The organism is Belliella pelovolcani (assembly GCF_900156785.1).
GTDB lineage: Bacteria > Bacteroidota > Bacteroidia > Cytophagales > Cyclobacteriaceae > Belliella > Belliella pelovolcani.
In genome coordinates this window covers 314,798-338,427 of the sequence record NZ_FTOP01000003.1, presented here as the reverse complement: position 1 = coordinate 338,427, position 23,630 = coordinate 314,798, and the positions used below count along the sequence as shown (strand labels likewise).

At 39.4% G+C, this 23,630-nt stretch carries 19 protein-coding genes; 12 read left to right on the top strand and 7 right to left on the bottom strand.

What is annotated here, in order from left to right:
* Positions 1–45: 45 nt before the first annotated feature.
* Positions 46–1,476, bottom strand: coding sequence for a pyruvate kinase (gene pyk / locus BW935_RS05605; RefSeq protein WP_076499312.1), 1,431 nt, complete (start codon positions 1,474–1,476; stop codon positions 46–48).
* A gap of 14 nt (positions 1,477–1,490) precedes the next feature.
* On the bottom strand, positions 1,491–1,919 hold the full coding sequence (locus tag BW935_RS05600; protein WP_076499311.1) for an IPExxxVDY family protein: 429 nt from the start codon (positions 1,917–1,919) through the stop codon (positions 1,491–1,493).
* Positions 1,920–2,068: 149 nt separating this feature from the next.
* On the opposite strand from BW935_RS05600, the gene BW935_RS05595 reads away from it, so the two are divergent.
* The 5 genes from BW935_RS05595 (at position 2,069) to BW935_RS05575 (ending at position 7,398) form a co-directional block, all read left to right on the top strand.
* Positions 2,069–2,305, top strand: coding sequence for an acyl carrier protein (locus tag BW935_RS05595; protein WP_008629501.1), 237 nt, complete (start codon positions 2,069–2,071; stop codon positions 2,303–2,305).
* 22 nt (positions 2,306–2,327) lie between these two features.
* On the top strand, positions 2,328–3,581 hold the full coding sequence (fabF, locus tag BW935_RS05590; RefSeq protein ID WP_076499309.1) for a beta-ketoacyl-ACP synthase II: 1,254 nt from the start codon (positions 2,328–2,330) through the stop codon (positions 3,579–3,581).
* A gap of 2 nt (positions 3,582–3,583) precedes the next feature.
* The gene (rnc, locus tag BW935_RS05585; RefSeq protein WP_076499307.1) at positions 3,584–4,324 is read left to right on the top strand and encodes a ribonuclease III; all 741 of its coding nucleotides are present in this window, start codon (positions 3,584–3,586) and stop codon (positions 4,322–4,324) included.
* Positions 4,325–4,369: 45 nt separating this feature from the next.
* On the top strand, positions 4,370–6,217 hold the full coding sequence (gene nadE / locus BW935_RS05580; protein ID WP_076499306.1) for an NAD(+) synthase: 1,848 nt from the start codon (positions 4,370–4,372) through the stop codon (positions 6,215–6,217).
* Positions 6,218–6,291: 74 nt separating this feature from the next.
* Positions 6,292–7,398 carry a prolipoprotein diacylglyceryl transferase gene (locus BW935_RS05575; protein ID WP_076499304.1) on the top strand — a complete coding sequence of 369 codons (1,107 nt, stop codon included), beginning with the start codon at positions 6,292–6,294 and terminating at the stop codon, positions 7,396–7,398.
* Here the strand turns inward: BW935_RS05575 and yidD are convergent, their stop codons facing one another.
* Positions 7,399–7,626: a membrane protein insertion efficiency factor YidD gene (gene yidD, locus BW935_RS05570; RefSeq protein ID WP_076499302.1), complete on the bottom strand. Its 228-nt coding sequence runs from the start codon at positions 7,624–7,626 to the stop codon at positions 7,399–7,401.
* A 144-nt stretch (positions 7,627–7,770) separates the two neighbouring features.
* Between yidD and BW935_RS05565 the strand changes: the two genes are divergently transcribed.
* The 4 genes from BW935_RS05565 (at position 7,771) to BW935_RS05550 (ending at position 14,772) form a co-directional block, all read left to right on the top strand.
* Entirely contained in the window at positions 7,771–9,222 is a 1,452-nt protein-coding gene (locus BW935_RS05565; protein ID WP_076499300.1) for a BamA/TamA family outer membrane protein, read from the top strand.
* Between the two features lie 114 nt (positions 9,223–9,336).
* Positions 9,337–10,158 (top strand): PorV/PorQ family protein, encoded by an 822-nt coding sequence (locus tag BW935_RS05560; protein ID WP_076499299.1) that lies wholly within the window; start codon positions 9,337–9,339, stop codon positions 10,156–10,158.
* Entirely contained in the window at positions 10,155–12,257 is a 2,103-nt protein-coding gene (locus BW935_RS05555) for a ComEA family DNA-binding protein (RefSeq protein WP_076499297.1), read from the top strand. The genes BW935_RS05560 and BW935_RS05555 overlap by 4 nt, the downstream gene beginning before the upstream one ends.
* A gap of 67 nt (positions 12,258–12,324) precedes the next feature.
* Positions 12,325–14,772 carry a zinc-dependent metalloprotease gene (locus tag BW935_RS05550; protein WP_076499295.1) on the top strand — a complete coding sequence of 816 codons (2,448 nt, stop codon included), beginning with the start codon at positions 12,325–12,327 and terminating at the stop codon, positions 14,770–14,772.
* 1 nt (position 14,773) lies between these two features.
* Here the strand turns inward: BW935_RS05550 and BW935_RS05545 are convergent, their stop codons facing one another.
* Positions 14,774–15,307, bottom strand: a complete 534-nt coding sequence (locus BW935_RS05545; protein ID WP_076499293.1) for an Lcl domain-containing protein — start codon at positions 15,305–15,307, stop codon at positions 14,774–14,776.
* Between the two features lie 178 nt (positions 15,308–15,485).
* Here BW935_RS05545 and BW935_RS05540 point away from each other — a divergent pair, with 178 nt between their 5' ends.
* The 3 genes from BW935_RS05540 to BW935_RS05530 all read left to right on the top strand — a co-directional run bounded on the left by BW935_RS05540 (position 15,486) and on the right by BW935_RS05530 (position 20,804).
* Complete coding sequence (locus BW935_RS05540; RefSeq protein ID WP_076499291.1) at positions 15,486–17,894, top strand: TonB-dependent receptor; 2,409 nt, start codon at positions 15,486–15,488, stop codon at positions 17,892–17,894.
* Positions 17,895–18,097: 203 nt separating this feature from the next.
* Positions 18,098–19,477 (top strand): MBL fold metallo-hydrolase, encoded by a 1,380-nt coding sequence (locus tag BW935_RS05535; RefSeq protein WP_076499289.1) that lies wholly within the window; start codon positions 18,098–18,100, stop codon positions 19,475–19,477.
* Between the two features lie 142 nt (positions 19,478–19,619).
* Entirely contained in the window at positions 19,620–20,804 is a 1,185-nt protein-coding gene (locus BW935_RS05530) for an ATP-binding protein (RefSeq protein WP_076499287.1), read from the top strand.
* A 371-nt stretch (positions 20,805–21,175) separates the two neighbouring features.
* On the opposite strand, the gene BW935_RS18315 is transcribed toward BW935_RS05530, so the two are convergent.
* The 3 genes from BW935_RS18315 to hisF all read right to left on the bottom strand — a co-directional run bounded on the left by BW935_RS18315 (position 21,176) and on the right by hisF (position 23,513).
* Positions 21,176–21,661, bottom strand: a complete 486-nt coding sequence (locus BW935_RS18315; protein ID WP_076499285.1) for a hypothetical protein — start codon at positions 21,659–21,661, stop codon at positions 21,176–21,178.
* Between the two features lie 201 nt (positions 21,662–21,862).
* Positions 21,863–22,471 carry a bifunctional phosphoribosyl-AMP cyclohydrolase/phosphoribosyl-ATP diphosphatase HisIE gene (hisIE, locus tag BW935_RS05520; RefSeq protein WP_076499283.1) on the bottom strand — a complete coding sequence of 203 codons (609 nt, stop codon included), beginning with the start codon at positions 22,469–22,471 and terminating at the stop codon, positions 21,863–21,865.
* A gap of 286 nt (positions 22,472–22,757) precedes the next feature.
* Positions 22,758–23,513, bottom strand: coding sequence for an imidazole glycerol phosphate synthase subunit HisF (hisF, locus tag BW935_RS05515; RefSeq protein WP_076499282.1), 756 nt, complete (start codon positions 23,511–23,513; stop codon positions 22,758–22,760).
* Between the last annotated feature and the right edge of the window lie 117 nt (positions 23,514–23,630).

Genomic DNA, 23,630 nt, shown 5'->3' with positions numbered 1-23,630 from the left:
TAAAACTACTGACCTTTAATGAAAAGAGTGAAATTTATTCTTAATTTAATCCACTACATGAACTTTCATCATGTTGGTTTTACCTTTTACTTTCAATGGCATGCTGGCAGTATTGATGATTACATCTCCTTCTTTCACATGACCATCTGTTTTGAGTTGATTTTGAATATCCATAAAGGTAGCATCAGTGGATACATTGCTTTCATAAAAGTAAGCTCTGACTCCCCATACCAAACTCAGCTGAGTTAATAAAGGCTTATTTCTAGTAAAAATAAAAGTATTGGCCTTTGGTCTATGTGAAGCTATTCTAAATGCTGTAAAGCCTGAAGATGTAATCCCAACTATAGCCTTGGCTCCAACATTTCTAGAAATTCTAGAAGCCATTAAGATCAAATTGTTTGAAAGAAAAGTCTTATCATCTTCTGGGATTTTATACAAGTTGTGGTAGACGTCTGCATTTGCTTCAATGTGAGAGATGATTGAGCTCATTGCCTTCACGGCGTTTACTGGAAAGTTTCCTGATGCTGTCTCAGCCGAAAGCATCACTGCATCTGCCCCATCCAATACTGCCGTCGCGACATCGTTGGTCTCTGCTCTGGTAGGTCTAGGATTCACGATCATACTTTCCAGCATTTGGGTAGCAATAATCACAGGCTTACAAGCCAGTTTACATTTCTCTACCATTTTCTTTTGCCATAGTGGTACCATTTGCATTGGAACTTCTACACCTAGATCACCACGTGCTACCATGATAGCATCGGTAGCTTCGATGATTGAATCAATGTTCTCAAGTGCTTCGGGTTTTTCAATTTTCGCTACAATCTTACAGTTTTTTCCTGCCTTTTCGATGCGCTGTCTTAGATCATAGATATCTTCAGCTGATCTCACAAAAGATAAAGCAATCCAATCCACTTCGTTTTCTAGACCAAAAGCCAAATCTTCTATATCCTTTTCTGTAAGAGAAGGTGCAGAAACTTTGGTATTTGGTAAGTTGATTCCCTTTCGAGATTTCAGAATACCACCATGTATTACAGTACAATTTACATTTTTCCCATCAGTATCATTCACTATCAACTCAAGGTTACCATCATCGATTAGAATTCTATCCCCTGTCACTACATCATTTGGTAGGTTTTGATACACGGTACTGACTAGCTTAGATGTTCCGATCACAGGATCATTGGTAATGGTAATTTGATCACCAGGTTTGATTTCTACGCCGTTGTTTTCTACCTCTCCTACTCTGATTTTTGGGCCTTGAAGATCTTGAAGAATTCCAAGCGATAGATTATGGTCTTTGTTGATTTTTCGGATCATACCAATCACATTGGCATGCCCCTCGTGATTTCCGTGCGAAAAATTCAATCTGAAAACATTAGCCCCAGCATTTGCTAGATTCAATAATGTTTCTTCATTGTTTGAGGCAGGGCCTACTGTAGCCAAAATCTTTGTTTTATTAAAGTTGGTGACACTCATGGGTAATTTTCGTTTTAATAGGTTAACAGGTTTTCTTTTGATTTAATCTTATTCACATCCAATTTCACTACATTTTGAATATAATGGCTTTTGGATAAGCGCTCAATATACGTATTAATATCCAATTCGAAGGTTAGATCCTGTAGCAAGAGGAAGTAATCCATCATCCTAAGTTCGGGTATAAGATACCTGATACTTCCATTTTCATTGAGAGATCTATTTTTAAGGAGTTGGAGGTATCCGTGGTCTTTTTCAATCATATATTGAGAAATAACCAAGGCGGTATCATCCATGAATTGAAGCTCAAAATCCTTGGATCTAATCAAATTGATATCCAGGCAATTGTTGATCACCCAAGCCATTTTATAGTCTTTGAGGGGAGCTACAAAGCCCAAAAGTTCAAAATCAAAGGGGTTGTCGACAAGTAATTTTGTTTTCTTCATTCAGGAAGAATTTAAAAAACAAAGTTAAAAATATTCCTTCAACTTCAAGGTGGTACGGGAATATCTTGAATTTACTTGTCTGTTTTTTTTGGCAATAAGGGGATAAATATATTTCTTTGCGAAGTGTTATAAAATAAACTGATAACAAAATGTCTGAAATTGCACAAAAAGTAAAAGCCATTATCGTAGATAAGTTAGGCGTAGAAGAATCTGAAGTTACTCCTGAGGCTAGCTTCACAAACGATCTAGGTGCTGACTCTCTAGATACGGTAGAACTTATTATGGAATTCGAAAAAGAATTCAACATTTCTATTCCAGATGACCAAGCTGAGCAAATCGGTACTGTAGGTCAAGCTATCAGCTACCTGGAAGCAAACGTAAAATAAAATAATCACTTAAAATTCATTTATGAATTTAAGAAGAGTTGTAGTAACGGGTATAGGCGCCCTCACACCAATAGGCAATACCGCCCCTGAATTTTGGGAGGGGCTCACTAATGGTGTGAGTGGTGCTGCACCTATTACTAGATTCGATGCCTCCCTTTTCAAGACACAATTCGCCTGCGAGGTCAAAAACCTCAACGTCGAAGATTTTATTGATAGAAAAGAGGCTAGGAAGATGGATCCGTTTACACAATATGCAATGATTGCTGTAGATGAGGCCATGAAAGATTCAGGTTTAGACTTAGAAAAGATCAACCTACACAAAGCAGGTGTTATTTGGGGTTCCGGAATCGGAGGTCTCAAAACCTTCCAAGATGAAGTTGTAGACTTTGCTAATGGAGACGGTACACCGAGATTCAACCCTTTCTTTATTCCCAAGATGATCGCTGACATCAGTGCGGGATTCCTTTCAATCAAGTATGGTTTTAAAGGTCCTAACTTTGTCACTGTGTCTGCTTGTGCCTCTGGTACCAATGCATTGATTGATGCATTCAATTATATCAGATTGGGCAAAGCGGATGTTTTCATCTCTGGAGGATCTGAAGCGGCTGTGACAGAGGCTGGCATTGGTGGATTCAATGCTATGAAAGCACTTTCTCAAAGAAATGATGATCCACAATCTGCTTCAAGACCTTTTGACAAAGACAGAGATGGATTTGTACTGGGAGAAGGAGCTGGCGCTATCATTCTTGAAGAGTACGAGCATGCCAAAGCACGTGGTGCCAAAATCTATGCTGAACTGGTAGGTGGTGGAATGACCGCAGATGCACATCATATCACAGCTCCACATCCTGAAGGTGAAGGTGCCGCCAATGTGATGAAATTTGCACTAGAAGACGCTGGTATGGCTCCCGAAGAGATTGATTATGTAAATGTACATGGTACTTCCACCCCATTAGGGGATGTGAGTGAAGTGAAAGCCATCCAAAAAGTTTTTGGAGCGCATGCTTACAAGCTTAATATAAGTAGTACCAAGTCCATGACAGGTCACCTTCTAGGAGCTGCAGGTGCGATTGAAGCGATTGCTTCTATTCTGTCTGTTCAGAATGACATCGTTCCGCCTACAATTAATCACTTTACTGATGACGAAAGTTTTGACAGTAATTTGAATTTGACTTTCAATAAAGCTCAAAAAAGAGAAGTTAGAGCTGCCTTGAGTAATACGTTTGGATTTGGTGGACACAATTGTTCTATCATTTTCAAAAAAATCACTGAGTAACCTTGAGACTGTCACGTTTACTCAGAATTCAAGCGCTGTTTTACAATAAAAATGAAAAAAGGCTTGCTGCCGCCATCAAACATATGGTCGGCAGCAAGCCTTTTAATTTGTCCTTATATAAACTTGCCATCAAACACGCTTCTATTGCTGAAGAAAGCATCAACGGACTAAAAATCTCAAATGAAAGATTAGAATTCTTAGGTGATGCTGTACTTGGTACAATCGTGGCCGAATTTTTATTTATCAAGTTCCCTTACAGGGATGAAGGCTTCTTGACTGAAACTCGCTCAAGAATGGTCAATAGGGAGGCACTCAATCTGATAGCTATTAAGATTGGTCTAGCCAAATTGATCAATGAAGAGCTGAAAGGAAGAAATATAGCAGGGCACAAGTCGATCAATGGTGATGCTTTGGAAGCATTGATAGGTGCTATCTATTTGGATCGAGGATATGCTTTCACCAAACATTTTATCCTCAAAAGGATCATCATCCACTTTGATGTTGACGACATTATTTCTACTACGAGCAATTTCAAAAGTAAGCTGATCGAATGGGCTCAAAAAGAATCTAAAGAAATTGACTTCAACTTACTTTCCATTACTGGATCACAACGTTTTAAGGAGTTTTTGATAGAGGTAAAAGTCAATGGAGAAGCAATTGCTGAGGGAAAAGGAGCTACCAAGAAAAAGGCTGAACAGGAAGCTTCCAAAAATGCCTGTGAAAATCTAAACATCCCTATTTAGAACACTATCTTTGAATTTCCTGTTTCTAGGTATCAAGTCATCATTATGTCAAGATTGAAAATTGCCTGTGCTACTGTCAACCAAACTCCGTTGGATTGGACAGGAAACTTAAAAAATATTACATCGGCTATAGCAGAAGCCAAAGAGAAAAAGATTGAATTACTCTGTTTCCCAGAGTTAGCCATCACGGGATACGGAAGTGAGGATTTATACCTTAGCTATTGGTATCCACAAAAGGCAGTAAAGCAACTACAGCAAGTTATCCCACTTTGTGAAAATATCACAGTAGCCATAGGCCTACCTGTACGTATACAACAACATGTCTATAATTGCATGGCCATTATAGAAAATGCTGAACTGAAAGCGTTTGTTGCCAAGCAGTTTATGGCCATCGATGGTGTTCATTACGAGTTCAGGTGGTTTACTCCTTGGGAAGCGCATCAAATAATTTCATTTGATTTTTTTGGCACCAGCATTCCACTAGGCGATTTGATTTTTGAAAAGAATGATGTCCGATACGGATTTGAGATTTGTGAGGATGCCTGGCGAGGAGATGTCAGACCTGGATTTAGATTGAAAGACCGCAAAATGGACGTCATTTTCAATCCTAGTGCCAGTCATTTTGCAATGGGTAAAAGTATCCAAAGAGAAGAGCTTGTCAAAAATTCATCCACTTTATTAAATGCAACCTATTTTTATATCAACCTACTTGGGAACGAAGCAGGTAAGATGATTTTTGATGGTGAAATGCTTGTGGCAAAAAGCGGTGAATTGCTATTGAAAAACAAACTACTCTCCTACCAAGATTACCAAATAGTTAGCTTTGATTTTGACAAAGGCAGAGAAAATTATCCAACTGTAAAAAGCATTCATAATAAGAATCAAGAATTTGTTCAAGCAGCTTCGCTTGGATTATTTGATTATTTGAGAAAAAGTAAAAGTAGAGGCTTTGTGCTTTCTCTGAGTGGTGGAGCAGATTCTGCGAGTATAGCCATATTGGTTGCTGAAATGGTCAAAAGAGGAATTGCCGAACTTGGAATAGAAGAGTTTTTGAAAAAAATCAATTTAAGCTTTGTACCCAAAACAGATAATCCTGCCAAGGAAATCGTACACGAGTTGCTCAGTACAGCTTACCAAGCTTCAGATAATTCTTCCTATGCTACTTTCCAGAGTGCTAAAGGCCTGGCTGATAGTATAGGCGCAAAGTTTTACAATTGGGAAATTGCTGACGAGGTAAAGTCATACACCGAAAAGATCGAAAATGCACTTGGTAGAAAACTAACCTGGGAAAAGGATGACCTAGCCCTTCAAAATATACAAGCCCGGTCTCGCTCACCCATCATCTGGATGCTAGCAAATATCAACAATGCACTCTTGCTAACCACATCCAATCGAAGCGAAGGTGATGTCGGCTATACAACTATGGACGGTGATACTTCTGGGAGTATTGCCCCTATTGCTGGCGTGGACAAAGCCTTTATTCTTCAATGGCTCCGATGGGCTGAAACAGAATTGGGGCAAACTGGCTTGAGACACGTCAATGCACTACAACCATCTGCAGAACTGAGACCTACTGATAATCACCAAACTGATGAAGATGATTTGATGCCATACAGTATCATTTTAGAGATCGAAAAACTAGCCATCCGCGATAGAAGATCTCCTATGGATGTCTTCCTTATCTTAAAGGAAGAACTTGATATAAAACAAAACCTTTTGAAAGAGTACATCAAAAAATTCTTTAGGCTATGGTCTAGAAATCAGTGGAAAAGAGAAAGAATCGCTCCATCTTTTCACTTGGACGAATTCAGTGTGGATCCAAAAACTTGGTATAGGTTCCCGATTTTATCCGGGGGATATGAAGAAGAATTGAAGGAATTAGATTCACTCTAAAAAGAAAAATTCGAAACGTTTTTTCGGGAAATGTCTGATTAATATACATCTTTGAAAAAGAATCAAACAAGAAAATGATAAATCATATTTTAAACTACGTGGTTTGGAGTCCAAACCCAGCTGTTTTTCCAGGTTTTGAAAGATTGAGATGGTACAGTTTGCTTTTTGCACTGGGTTTCATCATCTCGCAACAATTCATGGTCTACATTTTTAAAAAAGAAGGTCAAAACCCACAATTGGTTGATAAACTCACCATTTATATGGTTTTGGCGACCATAATAGGAGCACGATTAGGTCATGTATTATTCTATGAGCCAGAAAAATACCTAAGCAATCCTCTTGACATACTTAAGGTTTGGGAAGGTGGACTAGCAAGTCATGGAGCCGCTATTGCTATCCTGATTGCTCTCTTCATGTACGCAAAGAAGACTCCTGGTCAATCTTATCTTTGGGTTGTAGATAGGATTGTCATTGTGGTTGCAATGACAGGAGCGCTGATCAGAATGGGGAATTTGATGAATTCAGAAATCGGTGGTAAGCCAACTGATTCAGATTCCGGATTTGTATTTGCTCGAGATACAGAAGAAGCTTTAGAAACACTTAGGATACCTCTGATTGATGTCAATGCCTACAAGCCTACTGATAGACAAAGTGAATTGGTAGGGAACGGGATTGTCCCAGTAAATTTTGATATCAAAATTGCAAAGGGTGGCTTCGATGAAGATGTTTTGAGAAAAGCCATTGAAACTGATGTCAAGTATGTATTGACGAGATTTAGAAGTTCTCAGAAATACCTTTCAGAAGATCCAAGTGCTGATCTTAATTACGACTTGATAGATCGCGGAGACCATTATGTTGCTACCATCAAGACTTATGGAGTCTCTAGATACCCAACGCAGATCTATGAATCTATCTCCTATCTATTGATTTTCATCATCTTGTTCCTGATTTGGAACAAATACAAAGAAAGACTTCCTGATGGACTCTTCCTTGGACTTTTCCTGATATCAGTATTTGGAATGCGCTTCGTTTGGGAGTTTTTGAAAGAAAATCAGGTTGACTTCGAAGAAGGACTTCAATTTAATATGGGTCAGACCTTAAGTATTCCTCTTGTAATAGCTGGGATTGTGTTGATTTTCTTGGCTGCAAAAAAAGGCCTAAAGCCAAAAATTGAAAAATAATCATGGAACAGGATCATGACCATGACCTCCCCAAGGGTGGCAGCTGGCGATACGTTTGATCCCTAACCACCCTCCTTTGAAAACCCCATGTTTCATGATGGCTTGTTTCATGTAATTGCTACAAGTTGGCGTATATCTACATGATGCGGGGAAAAGTGGCGAGATCAAGTACTGGTAGATCAGTACTGGAAATATGGCGATTTTTCGAATGATAGTTTTCAAGGGCATCTGCTATTTGACAAATTTAAGGATTAACAACTGATAAGCTTCTTATAATTCCATCTTTTGGCAAACTTCTTCGAAAGAAATTGACGCTAGCTTCGTAAATGTCTTGATGAAGCCTTATCTTTCAAATTGCAAAAAAAGTAAACAATGCGAATCAGGTATTTATTGTTGATATTTTTCTCAGTGTCAGCTATGGGCTTAATTCAAAAGAGTTATGCACAAGGTGATACTTTTGAAGACAGCCTGAGAATAGCGATAGATATCCCAGAGCGAGTTACCATCAATAATATTTTTGTAGTAGGTAATCAAAGAACACGAAAAAACATCATCCTTAGGGAACTTGATATCAGTTCTGGAGTCACATATGACTGGGAAGATCTGATTTCAATGATTGAAGCTGATCAGAAAAAAGTTTTCAATCTCCTTCTTTTCAATACCGTCGAAATCACACCTTTGATCACAGGGGAAGAATTAATCGAAATTTTAGTGACTGTAGATGAAAGAAGGTATTTCATCCCTTCCCCTATTTTTGAGCTAGCAGACAGGAACTTTGCAGAGTGGTGGACCAATCAAAACAGAAGTCTAAAACGGGTGAATTATGGCGCAAGATTCTATCACAATAATGTGGGCGGAAGAAATGAAAAACTCAGACTGACTACTCAATTTGGATTTACTCAAGCTTTTGATTTACTCTATAGCTTTCCATTTATAGACAGAAAGCAAAAACATGGGTTGGCTTTCCAATTTTCTTATCTAACCAATAAGACCATCGCAGTCAGGTCAGCCAATAACCGACAGGTGTTTTACACCAATGAAAATGAAGATGTACTGAGAAGAAATTTTTCTTCCTTTATCCGATACAGCTACAGAGGTAGTTTCTATAATTTTCATTTTGTGACATTGGGTTATAATAATATCAGAGTCAATGAAGATGTATTTATCCAAAATGAAAATTACTTCCTACATGGTGATAATACCCTGAGTAACTTTGTAGCGTCTTATAACTTTAGACACGATAGAAGAAATTACAATGCCTATCCAACGCAAGGAGCATTGCTTAATTTGGGATTGACCAAATTTGGATTGTTTGGATTTGATGATTTCAAGGACTGGGAATTTACGGCTATAGCTAATCGCTATTGGACATTCAATGACAAATTCCACCTTGCGTCAGGACTTACTGTCAATAGTTTTTTCGGCAAAAGACAACCCTTTACTTCGGTTAGAGGGATAGGCTACATGCCCAATTTCATCAGAGGCTATGAATTTAATGTGATTGAAGGTCAGCAGTTGCTTGTGCATAAAAACAGCTTGAGGTTCAAACTCTTAGATTTAGAATATGCGATTGATGACTACGTGCCTTTTGAAGGATTCTCTACACTCCCGATAAAACTTTACCTTAGTGGAAACTTTGACCACGGTTATGTCAATGACCGCAATAGAATACCCGAAAACTTGAGGCTGACAAATAAATACTTGTTTGGTTATGGTCCAGGCTTAGATTTAGTGATTTTTTATGATATCGTATTTCGACTAGAGTACTCTATGAACAATGTGGGTGAGGGTAATTTCTTTTTTAATTTCAAGGCACCTTTTTAATAATCACTTTCATCTGCTAACCGATTTAAGTGTTTAAAATCGGCTATGGTCTTCCCTTTACTTTCTAAATGAAGTAAATTCATAGTTCTTGTTTCATCGCTATCACTTTTTGCAATGGCTAGGATATTGACTTTTCTTGGCTTGATACTTTTACCATTACACCTTCATGCTCAGGGTGGCTTGGATACCTATGCCAAAGGTGCGAGAAGCATGGGCATGGGCAATGCAAACCTCAGTTTGACGGATACTTGGTCTGTGTTCAATAACATAGGAGCATTAGGAAGAATAACAAAATCTTCAGTGGCAGTGGGCTATGATCATAGATTTCAGCTGAACGAACTCACGACCCTGTCATCTGGAGCTATTCTTGCTAATGATAAACTTAATCTAGGGCTTAGCATGTCTACATTTGGCGATGAGCATTTTAATCAAAGGCATATTGGAATCGGTATTTCAAACCAAATGGGAATTGCAAGTCTTGGCATCAAAGTCAATTATGTACAGACCAATATTGAAGGGTTTGGCAGAAGTGCCGTTCCAGTAGTGGAATTTGGAGGGCTTGCAGAATTGAGCCCAAACTTGTTTTTTGGCGCTCATATCTACAACCTAACCAATGCTAAGGTCAGCAAAATATCCAATGATCACATTCCTACCGTGGTCAAATCTGGACTATCATACCTACCAACCGATAAGCTGACTATCAATTTGGAAGCTGAAAAAGACATTTTGCTTGACCCAGTACTGAAGCTTGGTCTAGAATACAACTTGATGGATAAGCTATGGATGCGAACAGGTATCAACACCAATCCTAGTAATCTTTTCTTTGGAATAGGCTTTAGGCCAAAAGATTTTGTAATCGACTATGCCATGACTCAAAATCAATATTTAGGTGCCACGCACCATTTTTCATTTGGATATATTATCTCAAAACAATGAAGAAATGGATCTTGATAGGGATACTGCTTGTGCTTGTGAGCTTGAAACTTCCTGCTCAGACCTATCGCAAAGGTGAAATTAATATAGAAGCATTCATTGAAGAGCTTTTCGCCATGCAGCAAGGGGAAGAGGAGTTTGAAGACATGTATGAAAGTCTACTTCAACTCTTTCTTAACCCCATTCATCTCAACAAAACTACACCAGAGGAGCTCAAATCCATTTTTATTCTCAACCCCTACCAAATCAACTCCTTTTTCACTTACAAAGAGAGTTTTGGACAACTGATCTCCATATATGAGCTTCAAGCTATACCCGGGTTTGATATGGAGACTATCTATAAAATCCTCCCTTTTGTGACTTTATCGGAAAATGAAGGCTTGTCCAACCGACCATTAATAAAAAGGATCACAACTGAACGAGACGCCTATTTTATTTTTAGACAAAACAGAGTTTGGGAAACAAGACGTGGATTTACCCCACCTGATACGCTGAGCAATGGCCGACTAACAAGCCGATACTTGGGTGATCCAAATAACCTTTATGCAAGATTTAGGATTCAGCATAGCAAAGATTTCAGTCTAGGCTTTACGATTGACAAGGATCCAGGTGAAGAGTTTGTCTGGGATCCAGACACCAAGCGATATGGATTTAATTTCCTTTCCTACCATTTTGCGCTTTACAACCAGAAAAAGTGGAAAGCTATCATGCTTGGTGATTTTCAAGCACAATTTGGGCAAGGACTAGTTTATGGTGCTGGATTCTCTGTGGGCAAAGGAGCAGAGACAATTACGACTGTAAGAAGGAGTAGCATTGGTCTGAGGCCATATACAGGAGCTATGGAATTTGGCTTTTTTAGAGGGATAGGTGCCTCTTATCAGTCAGGAAACTGGACTACGACCATTATTGCTTCCCACGCTCCTAGGGATGGGAGAGTGACTGCAACCTTAGACACTCTTGAAAGGCAAGAGTTGATTATCAGTTCCCTTCAATTATCTGGACTGCACCGTACACCGACAGAAATCGCCTACAAAGACCAAATCAGAGAGAGTAACTTAGGTGGGAATTTGCAATTCAATTCAATCAATAAAACTTTTCAATTTGGATTAAACAGCTTATTGACCAGATTCAGTCAGCCATTCATCAGGAACCCTCAAGTCTATAATCAGTTTGAATTCTCAGGACAAGAGAATCATATCCATAGCCTGTACTTTTCTTACAATCTTCATAATTACTTCTTCTTCGGCGAGAGTGCCATTTCAAAAAGTGGCGGCATGGGTTCTACGCTCGGTATGATGAGCAGTCTGAGCAAGCAGCTAGACTTAGCTATTCTATGGCGGAAATTCGATAGAAACTTCCATACTTTCTATGGCAATGCCTTTTCAGAAAATACACGACCAATCAATGAAGAGGGAGTATATATTGGGTTGAATTTCAAACCCTCTATTCGCTACAATTGGTCATTCTATTACGATCAGTTCAAGTTCCCTTGGCTCAAGTTCAGAACCTACGCCCCATCTGAAGGGTATGAATGGCTCAGCAGGTTTACTTACAGACCTTCCAAAGCGGTTTTACTTTTCGCGCAGTTTAGAGAAGAATCCAAAGGCAGAAATATCAGCGAAATGCTAGGCCCACAAAGCACTTATCAATTAGCAGTAGGCAAAAAATGGAACTATGTCATCAACCTGGACTATAGAATCAATGCATCATGGAGTATCAAATCCCGTGTGATGGGAAGTAGATTTGATTTTAATAGACAGATCAGCAAAGGCTACGCAATCAGCCAAGACCTCAATGCTGATTTTCAAAAATGGCGGATTTCCTCCCGATTTGTACTATTTGATACTGATGATTTTGACAACAGACAGTACATCTACGAGCGTAATGTCCTTTGGGCATTTTCAATTCCGGCTCTGCATGGTCAAGGCATGCGCTACTATCTCCTAGGTCAGTACCGAGTCAATCCAAAACTCACACTCTGGGCTCGATTTGGACGAACGATCTACACAGATAGGGAGCAAATCGGATCCGGCTTACAGACAATTGATGGGAATACGCAAACTGAAACCACTTTTCAACTCAGGTATCAGTTTAATCGATAAAATTCCACCATCGGTAAGTGATGCAAGATTACGTTTCGTAATTTAAAGCATCTAAAATCAAATACCTATGAGAACATTTTACACCTTGATTTTTGCTTTGCTTATCAGCATACTATCAGCAAAAGCTCAAAACCTTGACATGTCAAAACTACAGAAAAAAGAAGGCTTTATTGACTTCTATTTGGATGACGAAAAGGGGAAAATCTTCCTTGAGATAGCAGAATTAGAAAAGGAATTTCTCTATGTCAATTCCTTACCAGCTGGCGTTGGCTCCAATGACATCGGATTAGACAGAGGACAATTGGGTAGAACAAGGGTTGTGGAGTTTAGGAAGGCTGGCAACAAGCTTTTCTTGGTTCATAAGAATTATGATTTCAGAGCATACAGCGATAATCCTGACGAAGTCAAATCTGTCAAAGATGCCTTTGCTGAATCCATCATTTGGGGATTTGAAATTAGTAAGACAGAAAATGGAAAGTACATTGTAGATGCCACCACCTTCTACCTACAAGATGCACATCAAGTTGCGGAAAAATTAGGCTCTGCAAGACAGGGAACCTATAGATTAGACAACTCTCGAAGTGCGATCTATGAACCCATGACAAAAAACTTCCCTCAAAATACCGAGGTCGAAGCTACCATCACAGTTACAGGCACGCCTGCAGGAAGCTATATTCGCTCTGTCACTCCATCTCCAGAAGCTGTGACAGTGAGACAACGCCACTCCTTTATCCAATTACCAGATGACCAATACCAGCCTAGAACATTTGATACAAGAGCCGGATACTTTCACATCAGCTACTTAGACTTCACCAGTCCGATTGGAGAACCCATGGAAAAGAAATTTATCTCCAGACATCGACTAGAGAAAAAAGACCCAAACGCAGCACTTTCTGAACCTATCAAGCCAATTGTATATTATTTGGACAGAGGTACGCCAGAACCTGTACGATCTGCATTGATCGAAGGGGGGAATTGGTGGAATGAAGCATTTGAAGCGGCTGGATTCAAAAATGCCTTCCGAGTAGAATTGATGCCAGAAGGAGCCGACCCAATGGATGTGAGGTACAATGTCATCCAATGGGTGCATCGATCCACACGAGGCTGGTCGTATGGATCCTCTGTAAGAGATCCAAGAACAGGTGAAATCCTCAAAGGACATGTTAGCCTTGGTTCTCTCAGGGTAAGACAGGACTACTTGATTGCTCAAGGGTTATTGCAGCCATTTGAAGAGGGTAAGCCAAAAGACCCTAAAATGCTTGAAATGGCTTTGGCTAGATTAAGACAGCTGTCAGCCCATGAAATCGGCCATACCATCGGCTTGGCTCATGCATATGCCTCCTCTCCTTCAAACAGAGCTTCTGTGATGGACTACCCCTATCCTTACATCACGATGAGCGGTAATGGAGACCTTGACTTTTCCAAAGCTTATGATGACAAAATCGGAGATTGGGACAAATGGGCAATCAAATATGGATATGAGATCATTCCTACTGGTCAAGATGAAAAAGCATATTTGAATAAAATTCTTGAGAACACCTATGCTGCAGGTCATACTTTTATTTCAGATTCAGATTCTAGAAATACAAGTGGTAGCCACCCACACGCTCACCTTTGGGACAATGGCGAGTCAGCATCTGCTGAGCTTGCAAGAATGATGGAAATTAGAGCTAAAAAATTACAAAGCTTTGGATTAAACGCACTAGAAAATGATCGCCCAGAGGCTTTGTTAGAAGAGGTACTAGTTCCCCTATACATGATGCATCGCTATCAGGTAGAGGCTACTGCCAAGCTTGTTGGCGGTGTGGACTATACTTACAAAGTTAAAGGAGATAACCAAAGAAAGCAAAATAGGTTGGAATCCAAAGCGCAAATGGATGCATTGAATGAATTGATTACAGTCATCAAGCCAGAGAACTTAGCAATGCCTAACCATATTGTAGATTTAATTCCCCCACGTCCGATGGGCTATGGAAGAAATAGAGAAACCTTCCCATCTCGCACAGGACCTAACTTTGACCCCATCGCTCCAGCAGAAAATGTAGTCGACATGACTTTCAGCTTCCTCTTCGATGCTGCAAGGGCTAATAGACTATCTCAACAAAACGCTTTTGACAACAAGCTCCCATCACTGGAAGCGGTATTTGGTAAAATTAGGACTGGTGTATTTAGTTCAGCTCCAAAAGATGATTACCAAAGTCAAATTCAGCTGATGACACAAAATAAAATGGTGGATCACTTGATCAAACTTGCCAAAGACCCTAGAGCAAGCTCTATGGTCAAAGCGGAAGCTAGAGCCATTCTTAAAGATATCAGTAGCAATGAACTCAATACCTATGGCGATAAAAATGCAAAAAAAGGAAAAGCGATAGAAGAAAGTCACCGCATGTACTTGGCAGATAAGATCTCAGCTTTCTTAAGATTACCTGAGGAACTCAGCACACCTGTGCAGATCAGCGTACCTGATGGCGCACCGATAGGCAGCGATGATATGAGTTGCGATTTTGACTATTGAACTAAAAACTCCTGATTGGTCTGACCCAAAATTCTAAATCCTTATTTTCAAAAGTCGTCCTTCCAGTTCCGAAATTATGAACGATCGCTTGTCTTCTGATTTCAAACTGGGAGGATGACCAATAAGGCTCCCAAGTACCATTGCGCATATTTCCAATAAACTCCTTGTTTTCATACATCAAAAGCAATTCATCTTTTGAGGGTAAGTACCAATCATCAAAACCATTGACTTCCAATGCTGCACACATACTCGCAGCAGTCACTTCACCGCACACTTCTACGATTCTATTGGTATTCCTTTCTCCAGCGCCTATAAAGGTGAAGTTGGCTCCTTGAATGATCCTTTCTGGACAGCCCCAAGGGAATCGACCAGGAAGATCCTCAGGAGCTGCGACCAGTCCATGCTTACCTGTTTTGTCCAAATAAAAAATCCTTCCTCCTTGATACTCCATCCCTAGAACCAAAAGTGGCTCCCTATCACAAGAAGTTAAAATAATTGCAAAAACTACGATTAATACCCTTAATACCATATTCATGACCAAATATAGGATAATCAGAAATTTTAACAATTAATGCTGGTTATCAAATTTGGTTTTTTTAATCCTGTGTAACAAATATCATATTTTCAGTAGCTAAAACTATTTAGGTTTAACTCCAATAATCTAAATTTCTTCAAAATTGTGAATTAGGTTTGTTTCTTCTCAAAAGTCTATTATGAAACTTAAAAATACAATCGCGATAATTGTCTTCCTAATCACTTCTGCTTCTTTGCAAGCCCAAAATGTGGTCGTGTCAGGTATGGTGAAAGATTTAAAAAACAAAGAACCCCTGCCCTATGTCAATATCTTAGTCAAAAATCTACATGATAACAGCTTTGTAGCTGGAACAGTAACGGATGAATCGGGTCTTTTCAAACTCTCTCCTATCAAATCTGGTCAATATTATGTCAATTATTCCTATGTAGGATATAAACCAAAAGTTGAAAAAATAGAAATAGGTCGTTTGAGCGCGTTCTTGGATTTAGGTACGATTTTTTTAGAGGAATTGGCAGAAGAGCTCGCAGAAGTAACTGTATCAGGCTCAAGAGAAGAAGTAGCCTCAGCTTTAGACAAAAAAACATTCTCTTTAGAAGACAATATTAGTCAATTAGGGGGCTCCGTACTGCAAGCTTTACAAAACCTACCCGGCATCACTATAGATCAAAATGGTACTGTCTTCCTAAGGGGTAGTGATCAGGTAGCCATTTTACTTGATGGTAAGCAGACTGCAATCACTGGTATTGGTGCACAATCTGGTCTAGAAAACTTTCCTGCATCATCCATTGAAAAAATAGAAATCATCAACAATCCTTCATCCAAATATGATGCTACTGGTAATGCTGGAATCATCAACATCATCTTCAAAAAGGAAAAAGAAGCAGGGTGGAATGGAAAAGCTGGAATGATCGCAGGTATAGGAAATCTCATCGAAAAGAGAGCAAGTATTCCTGGACTCAGAGATCAATATAGATTCACTCCTAAATTGAACCCTTCGCTTTCTTTGAACTACAAGCAGGATAAAATCAACTTTTTCTTCCAAGGGGACATCCTTTGGCATCAGCAAATGATGAAAAGTGAATTTACAGACCGGATATTTGAAGATGGCACAGCCATCAGGCAGCAGTATATTGAAAATAGAACGCAACCAATTTATAACCTAAGGACTGGACTCGACTGGAATCCAAACGAGAACAACTCCTTTACCTTCTCAGGATTATTCAACTATCGAGAATATACGGATCTGGGAGATATTCTTTACCAAAATGCACTCACCAACCAACAGCAGAGATTTTGGAGATACTTCGAAAATGAAGTAAACCAAACCCTATTTGCCACAATAACTCATACCTATAAATTCAGGCAACCTGGGCACCAATTGACCTCTTCGTTCAATTACTCTTTCAGAAGAAAGGATGAAGTCTTCTATTTCACCAATGAAGAACTAGATGTCACAGGTACCGACACTACTGCCTTGATTGCAGACGAGAACATCTTCGACTTGACAATGGACTACATCAAGCCTCTTCGATCTGGAAGAATGGAATTGGGGACCAAACAGAGAGCAAGGGTATTCCCAAATTTAATTACTTTCTCTCCCGGCGATAATTCAATTTTAGACCCCGGACTTGCAGGGAGCGCAGAATATCAAGAATGGCTTTCTGCAGTATATGGCAATTATATCTATGAAAAAAATAAATGGGAATTAGAAGCTGGACTAAGAGTGGAATTTGTCAAGGTAAATTACTTGGTAGATCCTAATCACGCAGTTTTTGAAAGTGCAGGTATTGATTATTTCGAACCATTTCCTAGTCTAAGAGCCTCCTACAATATCAATGGCTTGAGTAATTTCACCATCTTCTATAATCGAAGAGTAGACCGGCCTGAGGAAAAAAACTTGAGAGCATTTCCTAGCTATGCAGACCCAGAAATTCTCAGTATCGGAAACCCTACCTTGATCCCTCAATTCACGCAAAGTGTAGAAGCAGGCTATAAAAAATCAAATGAAGGCGGCTATTTTTATGGTGCATTTTATCACAGGGCATCCACCAATTTACTGACCAGAATCACTACCGAAATCCCGAATTCTACGAGACTAGTAACTATAGATCATAATGCAGGAAAAGGATGGAACACAGGTTTGGAACTCGTTATTTCTCAAAAATTAGGTGATTTATTCACCCTGAACACCAATGCTAATATCTACCAGAATAGGATTGGAGCTTTTGCACTTAACAATGCTTACCCTTCTGATATCAATTTCATTAGGGATGAGGAAAGTAATATTACAGGTAATATAAAAGTCAATGGGCTATTTAAACTACCCAAAAGTTTAAACATACAAATTTCAGCAATTTACCTAGCTCCAGATATTGTTCCTCAAGGAAGAATTCTATCAAGGTATCATTTAGATGGAGGAGTGAACAAAAAAATCCAAGATGGAAATGGAGAATTATTTCTCAACGCGACAGATATATTCAATACTCTCGTGATTAGATATAGGTTGGAAGGCAATGAATTCACTCTAAACTCCAATGATTACTTCGAAACTCAAGTATTTAGATTGGGGTATAGCTATAGATTCTAGCGTTTTTATTCTTTGAAAATTATTCCAGAAAATAATAATCCTCGATAAACAAACTCTATTGATTCGGAAAATCGATTAAGTAATTTTTATCACAAAGTCCAAGGCCTAAATTACTTAAAATTGTATTGTCAAAAGGGAATAGATCCTTAATTTCCCTTTTTGATTTAAATAGAAAATAACAGAAAAGAATAAAATTAGAGACTATGTTTTTCGAATTAGTTTATGACAAAAGTTTGGCGCAAGCCAGTTATGTTATCGGTTGTCAAGCAGGCGGTGTAGCAGCAGTGATCGACCCAAAAAGAGATGTGGATACCTATCTACAAATCGCTAAAGCTAACAACATGAAGATCACCCATATCTTCGAAACTCACATCCATGCAGATTTCTTGAGTGGTGCCAGAGAGTTGGCAGCATTGACAGGTGCAGAAATGTACCTGTCAGATGAAGGGGATGAAAACTGGAAATATGAATTCCCGCACAACAAGATTAAAGGTGGTGATGTCGTGAAATTGGGTAACCTCAATTTTGAAGTGATCCATACCCCAGGTCACACACCTGAAAGTGTGAGTTTCCTATTGACTGACAAACCTGCTTCAAGTGAGCCTGTAATGTTATTTACAGGAGACTTTGTGTTTGTGGGTGATGTCGGAAGACCAGATTTGCTTGAGCAGGCTGCTGGGCTCAAAGGTACACAGGATATCGGAGCAGCACAGATGTTTGATTCCTTGCATGATTTCGCCAAGTTGGGAGACTTCATCCAAGTTTGGCCGGGACACGGTGCAGGTTCTGCCTGTGGCAAAGCCCTTGGAGCCGTACCTAGTACCACAGTTGGCTATGAAAAAATCCGAAACTGGGCACTACAGCTACTCAATGATAAAACAGCATTCACCAAAGAACTCCTAGCAGATCAACCTGAACCGCCAAGATACTTTGCGATGATGAAGAAGCTCAACAAAGTGGAAAGAAAGCTTGTGACTGAAGTGCCTCAGATAAAGAATTTGAGCAAAGCAGATTTTGATCAAGTCAAAGCTTCAGGGGCTAAAGTAATCGATACCAGACCTTGGCAAGACTACGCCAAAGGATTCCTCAAAGGAACACTCAGCATTACCAATAATAACTCTTTCTCCACATGGATGGGTTGGTACATCAACTTTGACGAGAGCTTCTACCTGGTAGCAGAAGAAGCTCAGATCGAAGACCTTACACGCAAGTTGATGAGGATTGGGTTGGACAATCTAGCTGGCTATATCACCCCTGCTCAACTGGAAGCTTATGAAGCGGGCAACCTTGCTTCTTTTGAACCCATTGACAAAGCAGCAGTAGAAGCTGCTAGAGCAAAAGGTAACACCCAAATCGTAGACGTAAGAGGTGCAGCTGAATTCAAAAAAGGACATATCGAAGGTGCTGAGAATCATTTTGTAGGCAAACTCGATCAAAACTTAGGCAAAATTGCCAAAGATAAGCCTGTGATCATTCACTGTCAAAGTGGTGCCAGAGCAGCGATCGCATACTCTGTTTTAGTTGCCAATGGATTTGACAATATTCAGAACTATGCAGGTGGCTGGGCTGACTACAGTGCCTAAATTTTAGATTTTAGTATTGGTTAACTGATTTGATTAAACCCACCTTGGAAACGGGGTGGGTTTTTGTTTTCCACAGAAAACATATCTTCATTTTGTTTTTTACAGAAAACATTTTTTATATTTGTTTTTCATAGAGAACAAAATGGAAAGGTTAATTAAAACTTCTGAAAAAACAATTAAAGGCTTTAATCAAGGCTTCAAACGCTACTTAATTGATCAGGTAGATTGGGATCAGAGGTTGATTTTGATCCTAGGACATAGAGGTGTGGGCAAGACTACACTACTCCTCCAACAGATGCAAAAGCGCCAAGCTAAGGCAATTTATCTTACATTGGATGACTTTCATTTTGAAAGTAACAGGCTAGTCTTAGTAATTGAAGCACTCTATGATTTAGGTTACAGGTCATTTTATTTGGATGAAGTACACCGCTACATTCATTGGTCTGTAGACCTCAAAAACCTATATGATAATTTCCCTGATGTACATTTTATAGTCTCAGGTTCATCCATATTGGAAATTCAAAAAGGTAAAGGAGATTTATCAAGAAGGGCTGCTGTCTATCACTTGGCTGGGCTATCTTTTAGAGAATACTTGATGCTAGAAAATCAAATAGACCATCCACCCATTAGCCTAAATGAAATTTTAGCTAATCACCAAGCCTTGAGCGAATCGATCACAGATCAAGCTGATATTACAAAGCTTTTCAAAAAATATTTAGAATTTGGCTACTACCCCTTTTACCTTGAAAGTGAAAACTTATATAAGTCAAGATTGCTGGAAACCACACAGGTAGTCCTAGAAATGGACCTCAGCCCATGGGAAGATTTGACACACAAGACGATCCGAAACATGAAAAAGCTCATCTTCATCATCAGTGAATCAGTCCCATTTATCCCAAATATCAGCAAGCTTGCCGAAAAATTGGAAGTCTCAAGAAACACCATATTAAAAACACTCGATCTCCTCGAACAAGCTCAGATTCTCAACCTACTTAGACAGTCAACCCGAGGTGTTTCTTTCTTGCAAAAGCCTGAGAAAATCTATCTTCAAAACACCAATTTGGCCTTTGCCTTATCTACTTATGCCTCCAATCAGGGAAACCTAAGAGAGACATTCTTTCTCAATCAGGTTCGGCAATCCCATGAAGTCACTTTACCAAAGTATGGAGATTTTATAGTAGATGACTCCTATGTATTTGAAATCGGTGGCGCAGGCAAAACTGCCACTCAAATCCAAGGCGTCCCCAATGCCTACATCGTAGCAGACAACATCAAAATTGGATCAGGCAACAAAACCCCCTTGTGGATTTTTGGCTTCTTGTATTGATGGAGGGAAAAGGGAAAATGTAGAGATCGGAATATGTGAATTTGAAATCTTAAAAGTAGCGATAGAAAATATCGGATAAAGTTAGATTGAATATTGATAGATATTTAGATATTGATTTATATAGGCCATTAGCAACCGAACTAGCCAATGAACTGATATTACTGGCAAAGAAACCTTTTACCAAACTTATGAATAATAAGGGGCTATTTAGGAAGAATTATTGCTAATTTATTTGCTATTAGAGTTAAAGGCTCTGTAACTACGCTTGAGAATTTTAATGATGAATTCCAAAAGATCTTATCCTACGAGTCACTTTATTTTAAATCCAATCCCAATCATTCGATCAGCTATAGGCACTCCCTCACTTCAGGCTAAGCACCATTTACTTTTTCTCGTCGCTTGACGAACTTCCTTTGGAAATAAATAGTCACTGGTGTAAAGGCAACGGTAGGAAGTAGCCAGGCGATGAAGACTGGGTTGCTTTGCCAGTTCAATACCAGAAAAGCTGTAAAGGTAACTATAAATGCACCCATCATCCTGCTGATGTGCATGCTGAGAAACCATTGCTTGGTCATGGTCTCTAGCTTTCGAGATGCCCTGATATCCACCCAGACCATTGAAAGCAGAAAACTCCCAAACACTGGAAAAATACCTACAGCAAAAGTAACCCCAATAGACATCAACAAAGCACTCCACGACCAATTGATCCCCTCTATCCATATTGTGTAAAGAAAATTCCCCAATGAAATCAAAAGCAATACTCCGAGATTTTGAAGCATCTCTTTGCCAGTAGTCCATGCGGGGTCATCTTCAGTCAGAAAAATCAAATTGATCTCTATCCAACGAAATGCCAACATACAACAAAAAGTCACCAAACCATAACCAGAGATGATCACTAACTTGTCTTCATCGGGAATACGATTCAGACCAAAAGGCTGGAAAACTTATAAAAAAGTAGCCACAAAAAAACCAATCAGAAAGGCTAGCTTTATACTATCTCTCCAATTGGAAATTTCGCAAGGGTAAGGTTGCCTCAATAAAGCCAACATATTTTCTTTCTATTTCTTCTGATGCCTATCGATCAATACTTCCATCACTTCATCTAGCTCGTAGCCTTTTGCTTCCAAGAGAACTAAATAGTGGTAGAGTAAATCAGCTGCTTCCCCCATAAAGAGCTCCTTATTGTCATCTTTGGCTTCGATCACAATCTCTACGGCTTCTTCCCCTACTTTCTGCGCCACCTTATTGATGCCTTTGGCAAAGAGTGATGCAGTATAGGATTTGTCTGTAGGGTTGTTCTTTCTATCCTTGATGATGGCCCTAAGTTCATCGATAAAAAAGGTCTTGCTTTTATTTTCTTCTGCAAAGCAGGTATCATCACCAGTATGGCATACGGGTCCTACGGGTTTGGCTTTGATCAGGATAGTATCATTGTCACAGTCTACGGTGAGCGATGCAACATGGAGAAAGTTACCTGATGTCTCTCCTTTGGTCCAGAGCCTATTTTTGGTCCTGGAAAAAAAAGTCACCTTTTTGGTTTCGAGGGTAATATCAATCGCCTCTTGGTTCATGTAACCCAACATCAGCACCTTATTGGTGTCTGCGTCTTGGATGATCGCTGGCACTAGACCATCTACCTTTTCAAAATCTATATTCAGTTTGTTCATTGTTATTTATGATTGTACGCTTCTTTTCCAATAAATCAATTCATTGACTCATTCGGTGGCTAATGTTCAATATCCACAAATATCAAATATCAATTAATATCGGTATTTATGTAAATCGGATTTTCTCAATGTTACTGGCAAAGTTCCGTATATACATATTATTAATTTATGTGTGCCGTTGTTTAACACTATTCAGCACCTTTAAAGGTCGTATTTTTTCAAATTTTAGATGCTTCTCGCCTCTCTCTGTCTTGATTCTTGATTCTTATTTCTCATATCTCAATTTTCATTTCCTAATCGAGATATCTTCTCCGCTAAGGTACTGCTTCAATTCAGGAATTGGAATTTCTTTGAAGTGGAAAATACTTGCGGCTAAGGCAGCATCTGCTTTCCCAAAGGTAAACACATCTTTGAAATGTTCCATATTTCCGGCTCCTCCTGAAGCAATCACAGGGATAGAAAGCATGAATGAAATCTCCGCTGTGATTTCATTGGCAAAACCTGCTTTGGTTCCATCATGGTCCATGGAGGTGAGGAGAATTTCCCCAGCACCGCGTTCGCAGACTTCCTGCGCCCAGGCTTGAGTTTTCAATAGCGTTGGTTTTCTTCCACCATGTGTATGCACAAAATCTATCCCATCTACATTTCGCGTATCAATGGCTACTACGATACACTGACTACCAAACTCCAAAGCCATCTCATTGATGACATCAGGATTCTTGACTGCGGCTGAATTAATAGAAATCTTATCAGCACCTGCATTGAGTAATACTTTCACATCCTCAACAGTCGATATTCCTCCACCTACCGTAAATGGTATATTGATCGCTTTAGCTACTTTGGTTACCAATTCTGCCAGTGTCTTGCGCTTGTCCACTGTGGCGGTAATATCTAAAAAGACAAGCTCATCTGCTCCTTCATCTGAATAGATCTTGGCTAGCTCAACAGGGTCTCCAGCATCTCTAAGCTGGACAAAGTTGACACCTTTGACCGTACGACCATCTTTGATATCTAAGCAGGGGATGATTCTTTTAGTTAGCATTCGGGAATGGAAGATTGTTTGAAAGATGGAAAGATATTAGGTTTGAACGTTGGCTTACGCGAGATGTAACATTAGAAGATTGTTGATAGGTTTGAATGTATGGAAGATGTAAGGTTA

Excerpts from the sequence above, each read along its gene's own strand:
- hisF (WP_076499282.1), bottom strand. The coding sequence starts at position 23,513 with ATGCTAACTAAAAGAATCATCCCCTGCTTAGATATCAAAGATGGTCGT.
- hisIE (WP_076499283.1), bottom strand. The coding sequence starts at position 22,471 with ATGAACAAACTGAATATAGATTTTGAAAAGGTAGATGGTCTAGTGCCA.
- yidD (WP_076499302.1), bottom strand. The coding sequence starts at position 7,626 with ATGCCCTTGAAAACTATCATTCGAAAAATCGCCATATTTCCAGTACTG.
- BW935_RS05600 (WP_076499311.1), bottom strand. The coding sequence starts at position 1,919 with ATGAAGAAAACAAAATTACTTGTCGACAACCCCTTTGATTTTGAACTT.
- BW935_RS05560 (WP_076499299.1), top strand. The coding sequence starts at position 9,337 with ATGGCTAGGATATTGACTTTTCTTGGCTTGATACTTTTACCATTACAC.
- BW935_RS05535 (WP_076499289.1), top strand. The coding sequence starts at position 18,098 with ATGTTTTTCGAATTAGTTTATGACAAAAGTTTGGCGCAAGCCAGTTAT.
- BW935_RS05555 (WP_076499297.1), top strand. The coding sequence starts at position 10,155 with ATGAAGAAATGGATCTTGATAGGGATACTGCTTGTGCTTGTGAGCTTG.
- BW935_RS05575 (WP_076499304.1), top strand. The coding sequence starts at position 6,292 with ATGATAAATCATATTTTAAACTACGTGGTTTGGAGTCCAAACCCAGCT.
- BW935_RS05540 (WP_076499291.1), top strand. The coding sequence starts at position 15,486 with ATGAAACTTAAAAATACAATCGCGATAATTGTCTTCCTAATCACTTCT.
- BW935_RS05545 (WP_076499293.1), bottom strand. The coding sequence starts at position 15,307 with ATGAATATGGTATTAAGGGTATTAATCGTAGTTTTTGCAATTATTTTA.
- fabF (WP_076499309.1), top strand. The coding sequence starts at position 2,328 with ATGAATTTAAGAAGAGTTGTAGTAACGGGTATAGGCGCCCTCACACCA.
- BW935_RS05595 (WP_008629501.1), top strand. The coding sequence starts at position 2,069 with ATGTCTGAAATTGCACAAAAAGTAAAAGCCATTATCGTAGATAAGTTA.
- BW935_RS05550 (WP_076499295.1), top strand. The coding sequence starts at position 12,325 with ATGAGAACATTTTACACCTTGATTTTTGCTTTGCTTATCAGCATACTA.
- BW935_RS18315 (WP_076499285.1), bottom strand. The coding sequence starts at position 21,661 with ATGTTGGCATTTCGTTGGATAGAGATCAATTTGATTTTTCTGACTGAA.
- pyk (WP_076499312.1), bottom strand. The coding sequence starts at position 1,476 with ATGAGTGTCACCAACTTTAATAAAACAAAGATTTTGGCTACAGTAGGC.
- nadE (WP_076499306.1), top strand. The coding sequence starts at position 4,370 with ATGTCAAGATTGAAAATTGCCTGTGCTACTGTCAACCAAACTCCGTTG.
- BW935_RS05530 (WP_076499287.1), top strand. The coding sequence starts at position 19,620 with ATGGAAAGGTTAATTAAAACTTCTGAAAAAACAATTAAAGGCTTTAAT.
- BW935_RS05565 (WP_076499300.1), top strand. The coding sequence starts at position 7,771 with ATGCGAATCAGGTATTTATTGTTGATATTTTTCTCAGTGTCAGCTATG.